The organism is Novosphingobium sp. P6W (assembly GCF_000876675.2).
Lineage (GTDB): Bacteria > Pseudomonadota > Alphaproteobacteria > Sphingomonadales > Sphingomonadaceae > Novosphingobium.
Genome location: NZ_CP030352.1, coordinates 3438567 through 3451315 on the forward strand (window position 1 = coordinate 3438567; position 12749 = coordinate 3451315).

The window sequence follows — 12749 nt, forward strand, 5'->3', positions numbered from 1 at the left end:
GCGCGGTCAATGCCCCTTGCGGTATGAACTTGCGATAATCACGGTATCAAATGACCGATCATGCCGCGCCATCGTCGGCGCAGGCGTCTCCGGAAAAACGATACGCCGGGCCGGTCAGGCCGGCACTTGACCCAGCGCTTCCATCGTCAGTTCGAGCGAGCGGATCTGTGCCGCCGGGTCATACGTCGCGATGCTGACGATCAGTTCATCGGCCTGCGTGCGGGCGACGAATTCCTCGATCCCGGCACGTACCGTCTGCGGATTGCCCACGGCGCTGACCGAGCGGACCTGCTCCAGCATCGCCTTCGCCGAACCCGGCAGGCCATCGCGGTAACCGCGAACCGGCGGCAGCAGCCGGCCCGGATTGCCGGTGCGCAGCGCCACGAAGCTCTGGTCGGTGGAAGTGGCAAGGTAGGCCGCTTCCTCGTCCGTATCGGCGGCGATCACATTGATCGCGGCCATGAAGTGAGGCTTGTCCAGCGTTTCGGACGGCTGGAACCGCTCACGGTAGACCTTGGCGGCCTCATCCAGCGCGGTGGGCGCAAAATGTGAGGCGAAGGCATAGGGCAGGCCCAGCATCGCCGCGAGCTGCGCGCCAAACAGGCTGGAGCCGAGAATCCACATCTCCACATCCGCGCCTGCCGCCTGCGGCGAAGGCACGCCGCCCGCCGCCTGCCCGGCGAAACGGGCCTGCAGTTCGACGACATCGTTGGGAAAACGTTCCGACGCGGCGTGGATGTCCTTGCGCAGCGCATGGGCCAGCCGCCCGTCCGCGCCCGGCGCGCGGCCAAGGCCCAGATCGACGCGGCCCGGAAACAGCGCCGACAGCGTGCCGAACTGCTCGGCGATCACGTAGGGCGTATGATTGGGAAGCATGATCCCGCCGGAACCGATGCGAATCGTGCTGGTCGCATTGCCCAGGTGGGCAAGCACCACCGACGTCGCTCCGCCCGCGATCCCGTCCATGCCGTGATGCTCGGCCACCCAGTACCGCTTGTAGCCGGCGCGCTCGGCGGCCTGCGCGGTCTTCACCGAGATGTCGAGCGCCTGGGCGACCGTGCCGCCTTCGCGCACGGAAACGAGATCGAGGACGGAAAGGGGGATCATGGCTTAGGGGCCTTCGCTGTAGTCGCCCCGGACTTGTCGGTGTCCGGGCCGAGCTGGGAGAGGTACTGCTTGGCGGTAACCGCCGCATCGCTGCCTGCGCCGGCGGCAAGGACCGAGGTCCAGCTGCGCCGCGCCGCCGTTTCATTGCCGGAAAGCATGGCGATGACGCCTGCCTCAAGCCCGATCTCGGGATCCTGCGGGGCAAGGCTGGCGGCTTTTTCGATCTGGGTCTGGGCCTGGCTGAGCTTTTCCTGGCGGCGCGACAGCGTGGCCGAAAGCAGCCATGCCTGCGCGTTGTCCGGCTGCGCCGTGCGAGCTTCCGCCAGCGCGGCGGCGGCTTCGTCGGGCTGCTTGACGGCCACCAGCGCGCGGGCGCGGTCCAACGCGATCGAGCCGGTGAGTTCGGCGTCGCCGATGATCTTGGCGTCGGTCGCCGCCGGGCTGAGCAGGGCCAGCGCCTGCCCCGGCTGTCCGGCGGCCAGCGCGGCGTTGCCCGCCATCGCGCCAAGCCGCGCGCGGCTGGCATGGTCCGCCGCGTCGGCAGCATCGCGGGCGGTGACGAAGGCGCCGCGCGCCTCGTCCCAGCGGCCCAGATCGCTCAGCGCCGCGCCCAGGCACAGCCCGGCGCGCACCCGTTCGCGCCCGATCGCATCGCCCAGCGCGCTTTGAGCCAGTTCCGCCGAACGCTCGGGGTTTGCTTCGACCGCGCTCATGCAGCCGGCTGTATTGCGCGAGGCGGGCAGAGTGACGTTCTGCGCCGCGCGGGCCCGTTTGGCGGCCTCGGCATCCTTCTTCTCGATGATCTCCAGCGGCAGCGAGGAGGCATAAGGGTTGGCGTTGCTGGGCAGCGCGGACGCCGGGCCGACCTGGGCCATGAGGGGGAGAAGGAGAGGCAGCAGGGACATGGGATCAGGACTCCGAGGGAACCTGCGCCGCGCGGGGGAGAACAAGCTGCGCGACTGTGCGCAGCAGCAGCTGAATGTCACCATCGCGCGAGAGGCGGTGATCGCCGTCCTTGATCAGCGTCACCTGCACATCGGCTGAACGCAGTCTCTCGGCCAGTTGCAGGGAAATGTCGAAAGGCACGTCCTCATCGCGCTGGCCGTGGAGCAGGCGCACCGGCGCATCGATCGCAATCGGGCCTTCCAGCAGAAGGTTGGCCTGCCCATCTGCCCAGAATCCGGGGTGGGTGGGGGTCGGCTCGGGACCGTAGGGGTTGTCTTCGAAGATCGTTTCGCCGTCGGCCAGTATGGCCTTGTCCATCTGGGCGATGCCCCAGTCGGTGAAGTCGGGCGCAGCCGCGATGCCGACAAGGCCGGCAAGCCGATCACCCAGCGCAAGGCCGGCCAGCAGCATGACCCACCCGCCCATCGAGGAACCGACGAGGACGACCTTCTCGTCCGGCATCTCCAGCGCGGCGACCAGAGCCAGCACTTCCTGCGTCCAGCGCGTCAGGGTGCCCTCGCCGAAATAGCCGGAGCTTTCACCACAGCCGGAATAATCGAACAGCAGGCACGGCAGGCCGCTGGCGCGCGCCATCTCGAACACGGCAGCGGCCTTGGAGCCGTTCATGTCGGACATGTAGCCGGGCAGGAAGACGATCACCGGGCCGGTCCCCGGCGTGAAGCGATAGGCGATGGTGCGACCGTCGGACAGGTCGAGGAAACTGGTGGAAGTCATGCTCCCGTTAGTGGGAACCCGAAGCCCCAAGGGCAACCCGCGAACGGCAAAGACTTGCTTGCACAGACATAATGCGATCTTAAGCCTGGGCTGCTAGAGACGGACCCGTAATGAGCGCCAAGGTCATCCATTTTCCGTCCCGCCCCTCGCGGCTTGCCTTGCGGCTCGAATGGTTCGCTACCGACAAGTCGGTGCTGCTGGGCATCTGGGCGCTCTATTTCGCCCTGCGCGCGGCGGCGCTGCTGATCGACGTGGCCCCCACTTCCGATGCCGAGTGGTACTATGCCCGCGCCGCGAGTCTTGCGGCGGGACTGGGCTATCTCGATAATTCCGGCGCGCCCACCGCGTTCTGGCCGGCCGGCTGGCCGATCGCGCTGGGCCTCACCTTCTCGCGGTTCGGCACCTCACTGGTGACGCTGGGCCTGTTCAACCTGGTCAGCGCGATGCTGATCGGGGTGACCACGCTGGCGCTGGGGCGGCGGCTGTTCGGCTCGGAAGGCGCGGCGCGGGCCGGGCTGCTGATGCTGGCGATCTACCCCAATGCCATCGGCTACGTCCCGCTGGCGCTTACCGAGGTGTTCTACACCGCGCTGCTGATGGCCGGGTGCTGGGTGGTGGTGACGCGCACCAATCGCTGGCAGCTGGTCAGCGCGGGCCTGCTGTTCGGCTTCGCCACGCTGGTGAAGGCGCAGACGCTGGTGGTGGTGCCGCTGCTGTTCGCGATCGACTGGCTGCGGATGGGTCAGATCTGGCAGCGCCTGCCGCGCCTGCTGGGCGAGGGTCTGATGGTGCTTGGCATCGCCGTGCTGACGGTGCTGCCCTGGACGATCCGCAACGAAGTGCAACTGGGCCACTGGGTCGCGGTTTCGACCAACGGCGGCTATACCCTGCTCACCGGCAACCACGACACCGCCACCGGCGACTACACCCCGGACGCCCCGGTGGTGAAGGAACTGATGGCCCGCCCCGGACTGAACGAAGTCACTCGCGATGCCGAGGCCGGGCGGCTGGGCATGGCGTGGATCACCCAGAACCCGGACCGTTTCCTGGCGCTCGCCCCGAAAAAGCTCGCGCGCCTCTGGCTGCCCGACGGCGAAGCTGAATGGGCCTATCAGGGCGGCGCGCCGGGTTATGCGCGCTTCGAGATCGTCTACCGCGCTGTGCGTGTGCTAAACCAAGGCTATTACGCAGCGCTGATGCTGGCTTTCGCCGCCGCGTTCTTCGTGATGATCGCGCGCCGCCGCCGCGACGGCCAGCGCTGGATCGGCTGGTGGCTGCTGCCTTACGGAATCGCGCTCTATCCGACGCTGATCTGCGTCGTGTTTTCGGGCCAGTCGCGCTTTCACTATCCGGTGATGCCCTGGGTCTGCATCACCGCCGGCTGGCTGGTGATGACCGCGCTGGGCCGTCTGGGCGAACGGACAGCGCCCAGACCGACGCTGCACTGAAGCGCGCGCCAACTAATCCCTGTGAAAGATATCCTCGATCGCCATGCCGAACAGGTCGGCGATGCGAAAGGCGAGCGGAAGCGAAGGATCGTAGCGCCCCGTCTCGATCGCGTTGACGCTCTGGCGCGAAACTTCCAGCCGCATCGCCAGATCCTGTTGGCTCCAGCCGCGCTCTGCCCGCAGAACCTTGAGGCGGTTGTTCACGAACCTTGCCCGCCGCCTTGCGTAAAGCGATTGACCACCACCCCCACGAACAGCCCCAACGCCCAGAGCGGGAAAACCAGGAACACTGGCATCCGTGGCACGAACGGCGAAAACAGTTCCAGAATGCCCCAGACGCTGCAAACCGCCAAAGTCACTCCGGTGGCGACGAGGAATTTGCGCACTTCGAGCATGCGCAGATATTCGTCCTGAAGTTCGACCAGCAACCTGCCCATCGCCCAGATCCAGCCCAGCACCGCGAAACCGGGCAGTAGCGCAAGGCCGACCGTCGTCACGCTGGCCGGTGCATTGTCCGGCACCAACCGCGTCGCCAGCGCGATAGCGGCCACATAAAGCACGCTTAGCGGCAGCATACGCTTTGTGTAGCGCAGGTAAGCGGGGTTCTTTGGCGGCGACGCCATGGCTGCGATCTCCTGTTTCTCGATGTAAAGCCAGCTTGTCATTACACCCTGTATAAGTCAAGTTTCATTGACATAATGAAAAGTAACCTTGTCCTAAGGGGGCAGGGCGGACAAACCTCGACTTATCGCCGCCGAATCGCTACATCGCCCGCACCATGACGCGCCTGCGCACACCTGCGACCACTACCACCACCCGGCTCGTCCGGGCACGGTCGGTCGCGGCTTAAGGCAAGCGATCACCGTCGCCCGGTCATTTCGGGCGAGACGGCGTCTCTCTGCCCGAAACGAAGCTATTTAACAGGCGCCGCCGCTTCACCCCTGCGTGCGCCTGTGCCATGGCGCGCAAAGACCGCCCAGATGCTCCAGTTCGGCATTGGGCAAACGAGAGACGAGCTTTCATGTCCCAGATGTTCAAGATCAGCCTGCCCGACGGTTCGGTGCGCGAGATGCCCGAGGGGTCCACCCCCGCCGACGTCGCCGCCGCCATCGGCCCGGGCCTCGCCAAGGCGGCGCTTGCCGCGAAGATCGACGGCGAGCTGGTCGACCTGACCCGTCCCTTCACCGGCGACGCCAGCCTCGCCCTCGTCACCAGCCGCGACGAGGCCGAAGCGCTCGAGCTGGCCCGGCACGATTTCGCCCATATCCTGGCCGAAGCCGTGCAGGCGCTGTTCCCCGGCACGCAGATCACCTTCGGCCCTTCGACCGACGATGGCTTCTACTACGATTTCGCACCGGCAGAGCGCCCCTTCACGGACGACGACCTGCCCGCGATCGAGGCGGAGATGCGCAAGATCATCGCCGCCGACAAGCCGCTGCGCCGCGAAGTGTGGGACCGTGAGCAGCTCATCAGCCGCTGGAAGCAGCAGGGCGAAAGCTTCAAGGCCGAATGGGCCGCCGAACTCCCGGGCGACGAGCCGCTGACCGTCTACTGGTCGGGCGAAGACTGGCTCGACATGTGCCGCGGCCCGCACCTGCCCTCCACCGGCAAGCTGGACCCGGCCGCTTTCAAGCTGACCCGCGTGTCCGGCGCCTACTGGCGCGGCGACCAGAAGAACGCGATGCTTTCGCGCATCTACGGCACCGGCTGGCTGAACAAGAAGCAGCTTTCCGCGCACCTGACGCGCCTGGAAGAAGCCGCCAAGCGCGACCACCGCAAGCTGGGCGGAGAGATGGACCTGTTCCACCTCCAGCACGAAGCGCATGGTTCGGTCTTCTGGCACCCCAAGGGCTACGTGATCTATCGCGCGCTGGAAGACTACATGCGCCGCGCCATCAGCCAGGCCGACTGCAAGGAAGTGAAAACCCCGCAGGTCATGGACGCGCGGCAGTGGGAACAGTCCGGCCACTGGGGCAAGTACCGTGAGAACATGTTCGTCATCCCCGACGAAGTGCCCAACACCGAGGACGACGGCCCGATCATCTCGGACGATGCCCAGTGGATGGCGCTCAAGCCGATGAACTGCCCGGCCCACGTGCTGATCTTCAAGCAGGGCATCAAGTCCTACCGCGACCTGCCGCTGCGCATCGTCGAGAACGGCTGCTGCCACCGCAACGAACCGCACGGCGCGCTCCACGGGCTGATGCGCGTGCGCCAGTTCACCCAGGACGACGGCCACATCTTCTGCCGCGAAGACCAGATCGTCGGCGAAGTGCAGGCGTTCTGCGAGATGGCGGACAAGGTCTACCGCGATTTCGGCTTCACCTATTCGATCAAGCTGGCACTGCGCCCCGACAACCGCATCGGCAGCGACGAGCAGTGGGACAAGGCCGAAGCCGAACTGCGCGACGCGGTGGAGCGTGCCGGCCTCGCCACGCCCGAATACGGTTGGGAAGAACTCCCCGGCGAAGGCGCGTTCTATGCCCCCAAGCTGGAATGGCACCTGACCGATGCAATCGGCCGCACCTGGCAGGTCGGCACGATCCAGTCCGACCGCATGCTGCCCGAGCGCCTCGACGCGCATTACATCGGCGAGGACGGCGCCCGCCACCGCCCCGTCATGCTGCACCGCGCGATCTTCGGGTCTTACGAGCGCTTCATCGGCATCCTGATCGAGCATTTCGCCGGCAAGCTGCCGGTCTGGCTCGCCCCGGTGCAGGCCGTGGTCGCCACGATCGTGTCCGACGCCGACGACTATGCGGCCGAGGTTTCCGCGAAGCTGAAGGCAGCGGGCATCCGCGTCGAGACGGACGTGCGCAACGAGAAGATCAACTACAAGGTGCGTGAGCACTCACTGAAGAAGATCCCGCACCTCCTCGTCGTCGGCAAGCGCGAGGCCGAGGAAGGCACCGTCGCCCTGCGCACGCTGGGCGCCGAGCATCAGAAGGTCATGACGCTGGACGAGGCTATCGCCCTGCTGAAAGCCGAAGCGACCGCACCGGATCTGGTCGCATGATCCAGCGCGAACTCCTCGACACCGCATGGATCCCCGACGGCGAGAAGATGGAACTCTTCCGCCACGACAAGGACTTCATGGTCGTGATCGGCCATAATGAGCTGATGAGCACCCGCAAGTGGGGGTCCGAAGAAGCTCTGGCGACGATGGCCCACGACCGGATCAAGAACGCCAAGCGCCCGCATGTCCTGATCGGCGGCTACGGCATGGGCTTCACCTTGCGCGCCGCGCTTCGGGTCCTGCCGGAAAATGCCCTCGTCACCGTGGTCGAACTGGTGCCGGAAATCATCGCATGGGCCCGCGGCCCGATGGCGCACCTGACGCAAGACCACCTCGAAGATCCCCGCGTCAGGCTGGTGATGGGCGATGTCGCCCACGTCATCGAGGAAGGGCACGGCGACTATGACGCCATCCTGCTCGACGTCGACAACGGACCGGACGGGCTGGTGCGCGAAGACAACAACGTCATCTATTCGAAGGTCGGCCTGCGTAACGCCAAACGCGCATTGACCCCGGACGGCGTGCTGGCGATCTGGTCTGCCGGAGCGGACCCGGTGTTCAAGCGGCGGCTTGAGAAGGCCGGGCTGGCTGTGGATGAAGTAAAGGTTCACGCGCGCAGCAACGGCAAGGGCGCCAAGCACACCATCTGGTTTTCTACGAAGAGCGAGTAGGGGCAAAGTCCTGGGGCCATTGCCCCAGACCCCTTTATCGTCGCCGTAGTGCGTGCAGCGGCGTTTTGCGCGCATTGCTGCTGTCTGAGGCTAATCTCACCGGGAGGGCGTTCACACGGCGTCGCGCGCAACCTCGAGGTTAATGGGGGTGCAGGGGGGCCATGCTCCCCTGCTTCTTACCCTTCAGCCTACCGCCGACGCGCAGCCGCCACGATCACGGCGCTGCCAAGCAATATCCCCGAGACCAGTAGGCCCGCCGCGACAAGCCCTGCCGGGCTGAAGTCCGTCCGCGCCTCCATGCTGAAGGCCTTGCCGATGCGCATCACGGCGCTGGTTGTCTGGCGATCCTTGGAGAGGCGCATGGGCTTGGTGCTTTCTTTGGCGAAACCGCCCTGCCCTTACCACAGCACCCCGTGCTTGTCCGGTCCCAGCGGCGCGGGCGCTTCTTCGCCGATGGACTGCAACAGGTCGATTTCGATCGTGCGGCACATCGCGTTGAGCGGCAGGTCGTGCACGTCGTTGGCGAAGGGATCGACAAGGTCGTCGCCGATGGTCAGCACGGCCAAGAACATCAGCCCTGCGAGGGTCGAGCCGAGCGGCGTTGCGAACTGCAGCGTCTCGACCAGTCCGATCGGCAGCAGCACGCAGAACAGGTGCGTGAACAGCATCGGCAGGAAGCGGTACTGGAACGGCAGCGGCGTGTTCTTAAGGCGCTCCATCCCGCCCTGCGCATTGGCGATATCGACCAGCACGGCTTCCATCTGCGCCTGCTGGATAGTGTCGATCCAGCCGTTGCGACGTGCTTCGTCGATGCGCCGGCCGGTGCCGTCCAGGATGCCGTTCGCCACGTTGGTGCGGCTGAGCGCAAGGTCTGCCTCATGCTGCGGGAGCAGGCGGAGAACTTCCTCGTCGGGCGGCAGGCGGCGCAACTGGCAGCGCAGCGCGTTGACGTAGGCGATCTGGCGAAGGACGATCCGCCGCTTGTAGTCAGACGCTTCCGGGTCCGGCATGAAATTGCGGGCCGAGCGCGCGATGTTGCGGCTGGCATTGATCATCAGGCCCCACAGGCCCCGGCCTTCCCACCAGCGCTGGTAGGCGGAATTGCTGCGGAAACCCAGAAACAGGCCCAGCACCGTACCGAACAGCGTTACCGGCAGTTCAGGAGCGTGGAAGGGCAGGATATAGTATGTGATCGTAACCACCACATCCCACACGAACAGAAGGCAAAGCGGCTTCCATATTTCGCGAACGAGACGGGCGGGATTGGGGAGGTTATTTACGATCATTGGGGAACTGCGGACTCCGGATGGGGGTGCTGAGCAAGCGTCGTAATACGCTTTTCCTCAAAGCTGCTCCTGGGCTTTTCGGTCGAACGGGCCATGGCGACGGAAGTTCCGGTGGCCGGGCGGATCGAGAACCAGTTTACCCGGTCAGCGGCGACCAGAAAGGCCAGCACGCCGCATCCAAACAGCAGCAGCAGAGAATTGCCCACGAGCGATTCTCGAAGTCGGGTACGTTCAGCATCGGTCATGTTGCGCATGGTCGATCTCCAATCAGGTTTCAGCGCCAAATTGGGGAAGCCGGATTTCGATTGCATCAGCACTTTGCAACGAATCTTTGCTGCGATGCAATATTAAGGTGTGCAGTGCAACACTGCGGACAAGATGCAGCCATGATGCATCCTGTCATGTTGAAAATGCGGAGAAATATTGCTGCCCGATTAACGGGCTGGCGCTCAGAACGGCAGCGAGGTGCGCGCGAGAATCAGCGCCAGTGCGCAGCCGCCCACCACCAGCGGACGCAGCATCCCGGCAGCGGGGATGTGTAGCGGTGCCTGTGCGAGAGCGACGATACGAGCCATGACCGCGACCATGCCCCGGCAGTGGTTGCCAAAGCGTTAAGACCGCGCGGCTACCTGCGGACAGTCGATATCCGACCTTGTCGAATAATTCGGCTGTCCGACATTGCCCACCGTCACCCTGAACTTGTTTCAGGGTCCATCTTGCAACTCTAACGACCGCTCAATCGGATGGATCCTGAAACGAGTTCAGGATGACGGCATTTGCGCGGCAAAAACCGGGCCTTTCGACCAAGCCTCGCACCGCGCCTTCCAATCAAACCGGCGAGGGCATCTGCTGGCTTGAGCAGTGGAACGAGCCGCCGCCTGCCAGCACCGCATCGGCCATCACGCCCACAGTATCGCGGTCCGGGAACAGCGCGGCGATGGCCGCGATGCCTTCCTCGTCGTGCACGGTGCCATAGATCGGCACCACCACCAGCTTCGAGGTGATCGCGAAGTTCATATAGCTTGCCGGCTCGATCCGCCCGCCTTCACTCTCGACCCGGCCCGGTGAGGGGACTTCGGCCACCGCCACGCCCATCGCCTCGGCCCGCGCCTTGGCATCGGCGTAGATTTCCGCGTGGGGATCGTCCTTGCCGGTGGCGCGGGGCAAGGCCAGCACATTGGGCGACACGAAGCGGGCGAGATTGTCGACATGGCCGTCAGTGTGGTCGTTGATGAGGCCGTCGCCCAGCCATAGCACCCGGTCGTAGCCGAGATCGCGCTCCAGCCGCATTTCAAGGTCGGCCTGCGACAGATGCGGGTTGCGGTTGGTGTTCAGCAGGCACTGCGCCGTGGTGGCGACAAGGCCGGTGCCGTCCCCGTCGAGCGCGCCGCCTTCCAGAATCCAGTCTGCCTTCTCGACATCGAGGCCGGCATCGCGCGCCAGTTCTTCGCCGATCTCCTGATCGCCGTCCATCAGGTACTTGCCGCCCCAGCCGTTGAAGCCGAAGCGCATCGCCTTGCGGTTTCCGTGCTGGTCCATCGTCACCAGCGGCCCGGTATCGCGCAGCCACACGTCGCCGTAGCGCCGCGTCTCCAGCTTCACCTCGGACGAGACGAGTTCCAGCGCCCGCGCCCGGTTCGCCTCATCCCGCACGATCAGGCGTACTTCCTGCCCGCTTTCGGCAACGGCGCTGGCGAAAGCCGCCATCTGCTCCTGCGCGGCTTCGAGGAAGCCGGGCCATTCCTCGGCGGCGTGGGGGAAGCCGATCCAGATCCAGTCCTGCGGATGCCATTCGGGGGGGAGTGCGAAAGTCACGGGTGGCATCCTTTGGTAGCTGCGGCGCAATCCTTGTCGCGGATGGCGCGGAATTCGTCGGCGGGGCGCCAGTTAGGCCACATCGTGCCGTCGGCAAGTTCGCGGCCCAGGTCGTAAAAGAGGCTGACGTCCTGCGCGATACCGCTCCAGTCCCAGTCGTCCGTATATTCGTCGGCGGGGGCGTGATAGCGGTTGTCGGTATAGTCCTGCGCGGCCTTCTCTCCGGCAGCGGTGCCGCCGGTCACAAGGTCGTTGCTGCGCTCGATGTTGAACATCGGCACGCCGCGCTTGGCGAGGCTGAAGTGGTCCGAGCGGTAGTAGCCGCCGCGCTCGGGGTGATCTTCCGCCGCTTCGGTCAGGCCGCGTGCGATCAGCGCCTTTTGCAGCAGGTCGCCAAGGTCGGACTTGTCGCCGCCCGACACGGTGTAGGACCTGGCCGGGCCGGTCGGTAGCAGCGCGTCCATGTTCACCCCGCCCACCGTATGATCGAGCGGAAAGATCGGGTTGGCGCCGTAGTATTCGGAACCGAGCAGCCCCGATTCCTCCAGCGTCAGCGCCACGAACAGCTGGCTACGGGCGGCGGGCCCGGCCTCGACGTTCATCTTCGCCAGCGCAGTCAGCGCGGCTACGCCAGTCGCGTTGTCGACCGCGCCATTGCAGATGTCGTCGCCGGTCTTGTCAGGCGTACAGTGGCCAAGGTGGTCCCAGTGCGCGGAATAGAGCACCGCTTCGTCGGGACGGGTCTTGCCTGGCAGCACGCCGACGACATTGTTGGAGCTGGAGCGGCGGACCGCATTGTCGAACCCGAAGCTGGCCTTGAGGCCCAGCGGCACGGCCCTGAAGCCCTTTGTCTGTGCAGCGGTAGTCAGCGCGGCAAGATTCTTGCCGGCGGCCTTCAGGATCGCTTCGGCGACGGGCTTTTGCACCCAGCCGTTGGCGGCGGTCTGATCCTTGCCGTCATCCGGTTTCTGCACGTAATACTGCGCGCCGGTCCAGCTGGAGTTGACAACTTTCCAGCCATAGGCGGCCGGGAAAGTATCGTGCACGATCAGCGCGGCGGTGGCGCCCTGGCGGGCGGCTTCCTCGAACTTGTAGGTCCAGCGGCCGTAATAAGTCATGCGTCGGCCCTTGAAGAGGCCCTGCTCGTTTTCCATCGCATAGTCGGGATCGTTGACGAGGATGACGGCGGTCTTCCCCTTCATGTCGATGCCGGCATAGTCGTTCCAGCCCAGTTCCGGCGCATTGATGCCGTAGCCGACGAAGACCAGTTCGCTGTCCTTCACCTGCGTTTTGGGCGTCACGCGGTAGCTGGCGGCCACGTAATCGCCGCCGAACCTGAACGAAAGGGCCTTGCCTGCGCCGGAAACCGTGAGCGGGGTATAGCCGCTGCCGGTGATCTCCACCGTGGGCACCGGCTGCAGCCATTGGCCTTTGTTGCCCGGCTGGAGCCCTGCCTTCTTGAACTGCTCGACGATGTAATCGAGTATTTTCGGCTCGACCTTGGTGCTGGGCGCGCGCCCCTCGAAATCGTCAGCGGCGAGGCGCCTGGTCACTTCCTTCATCAGAGCGACGGGCGCATCGGGCTGCGCGCCCGCATCCTGCGGCGGTGGCAGGGCGGTGCCCTTGGGCAAGGGGCCATCCTGTGCGGAAACGGCGGCGCAGAGACCAAACGCCGCAGCAGCGGCCAGGGGCAGGAGATGTTTCATCCGGGGGGAACCTCACGCTA

14 protein-coding genes are annotated in these 12749 nt (G+C 65.4%); 3 read left to right on the top strand and 11 right to left on the bottom strand.

Annotated features, from left to right (window positions below; all coding sequences use genetic code 11):
* Positions 1 to 114: 114 nt before the first annotated feature.
* From TQ38_RS16545 to TQ38_RS16555, 3 genes are read right to left on the bottom strand one after another with little or no spacing between them, the layout of a single operon-like run.
* Positions 115 to 1107, bottom strand: a complete 993-nt coding sequence (locus tag TQ38_RS16545) for an LLM class flavin-dependent oxidoreductase (protein WP_043978483.1) — start codon at positions 1105 to 1107, stop codon at positions 115 to 117.
* Positions 1104 to 2012 carry a tetratricopeptide repeat protein gene (locus TQ38_RS16550; RefSeq protein ID WP_043978485.1) on the bottom strand — a complete coding sequence of 303 codons (909 nt, stop codon included), beginning with the start codon at positions 2010 to 2012 and terminating at the stop codon, positions 1104 to 1106. The genes TQ38_RS16545 and TQ38_RS16550 overlap by 4 nt, the downstream gene beginning before the upstream one ends.
* Before the next feature lie 4 nt (positions 2013 to 2016).
* Positions 2017 to 2787 (bottom strand): alpha/beta fold hydrolase, encoded by a 771-nt coding sequence (locus TQ38_RS16555; protein ID WP_043978487.1) that lies wholly within the window; start codon positions 2785 to 2787, stop codon positions 2017 to 2019.
* A gap of 110 nt (positions 2788 to 2897) precedes the next feature.
* Between TQ38_RS16555 and TQ38_RS16560 the strand changes: the two genes are divergently transcribed.
* The gene (locus TQ38_RS16560) at positions 2898 to 4235 is read left to right on the top strand and encodes a glycosyltransferase family 39 protein (protein WP_052505916.1); all 1338 of its coding nucleotides are present in this window, start codon (positions 2898 to 2900) and stop codon (positions 4233 to 4235) included.
* A 12-nt stretch (positions 4236 to 4247) separates the two neighbouring features.
* Here the strand turns inward: TQ38_RS16560 and TQ38_RS16565 are convergent, their stop codons facing one another.
* Together TQ38_RS16565 and TQ38_RS16570 are read right to left on the bottom strand one after the other, a co-directional pair.
* Positions 4248 to 4439 (bottom strand): helix-turn-helix transcriptional regulator, encoded by a 192-nt coding sequence (locus TQ38_RS16565; RefSeq protein ID WP_043978488.1) that lies wholly within the window; start codon positions 4437 to 4439, stop codon positions 4248 to 4250.
* The gene (locus tag TQ38_RS16570) at positions 4436 to 4900 is read right to left on the bottom strand and encodes a hypothetical protein (RefSeq protein WP_240197914.1); all 465 of its coding nucleotides are present in this window, start codon (positions 4898 to 4900) and stop codon (positions 4436 to 4438) included. The genes TQ38_RS16565 and TQ38_RS16570 overlap by 4 nt, the downstream gene beginning before the upstream one ends.
* A gap of 356 nt (positions 4901 to 5256) precedes the next feature.
* On the opposite strand from TQ38_RS16570, the gene thrS reads away from it, so the two are divergent.
* Entirely contained in the window at positions 5257 to 7251 is a 1995-nt protein-coding gene (gene thrS / locus TQ38_RS16575; RefSeq protein ID WP_043978489.1) for a threonine--tRNA ligase, read from the top strand.
* Positions 7248 to 7922 (top strand): spermidine synthase, encoded by a 675-nt coding sequence (locus tag TQ38_RS16580; RefSeq protein WP_043978493.1) that lies wholly within the window; start codon positions 7248 to 7250, stop codon positions 7920 to 7922. Before thrS ends, TQ38_RS16580 begins: the two co-directional genes overlap by 4 nt.
* 188 nt (positions 7923 to 8110) lie before the next feature.
* Here the strand turns inward: TQ38_RS16580 and TQ38_RS30615 are convergent, their stop codons facing one another.
* The 6 genes from TQ38_RS30615 to TQ38_RS16600 all read right to left on the bottom strand — a co-directional run bounded on the left by TQ38_RS30615 (position 8111) and on the right by TQ38_RS16600 (position 12729).
* Positions 8111 to 8284 (bottom strand): hypothetical protein, encoded by a 174-nt coding sequence (locus tag TQ38_RS30615; protein ID WP_205316047.1) that lies wholly within the window; start codon positions 8282 to 8284, stop codon positions 8111 to 8113.
* A 36-nt stretch (positions 8285 to 8320) separates the two neighbouring features.
* Entirely contained in the window at positions 8321 to 9208 is an 888-nt protein-coding gene (locus TQ38_RS16585) for a bestrophin family protein (RefSeq protein WP_043978495.1), read from the bottom strand.
* Entirely contained in the window at positions 9205 to 9519 is a 315-nt protein-coding gene (locus TQ38_RS16590; RefSeq protein ID WP_240198024.1) for a hypothetical protein, read from the bottom strand. The genes TQ38_RS16585 and TQ38_RS16590 overlap by 4 nt, the downstream gene beginning before the upstream one ends.
* Before the next feature lie 138 nt (positions 9520 to 9657).
* Positions 9658 to 9783: a hypothetical protein gene (locus TQ38_RS31305; RefSeq protein ID WP_255417954.1), complete on the bottom strand. Its 126-nt coding sequence runs from the start codon at positions 9781 to 9783 to the stop codon at positions 9658 to 9660.
* A gap of 253 nt (positions 9784 to 10036) precedes the next feature.
* Entirely contained in the window at positions 10037 to 11023 is a 987-nt protein-coding gene (locus TQ38_RS16595; protein ID WP_370059778.1) for an agmatine deiminase family protein, read from the bottom strand.
* Positions 11020 to 12729 carry a M28 family metallopeptidase gene (locus TQ38_RS16600; protein WP_052505917.1) on the bottom strand — a complete coding sequence of 570 codons (1710 nt, stop codon included), beginning with the start codon at positions 12727 to 12729 and terminating at the stop codon, positions 11020 to 11022. Before TQ38_RS16600 ends, TQ38_RS16595 begins: the two co-directional genes overlap by 4 nt.
* Positions 12730 to 12749 lie beyond the last annotated feature (20 nt).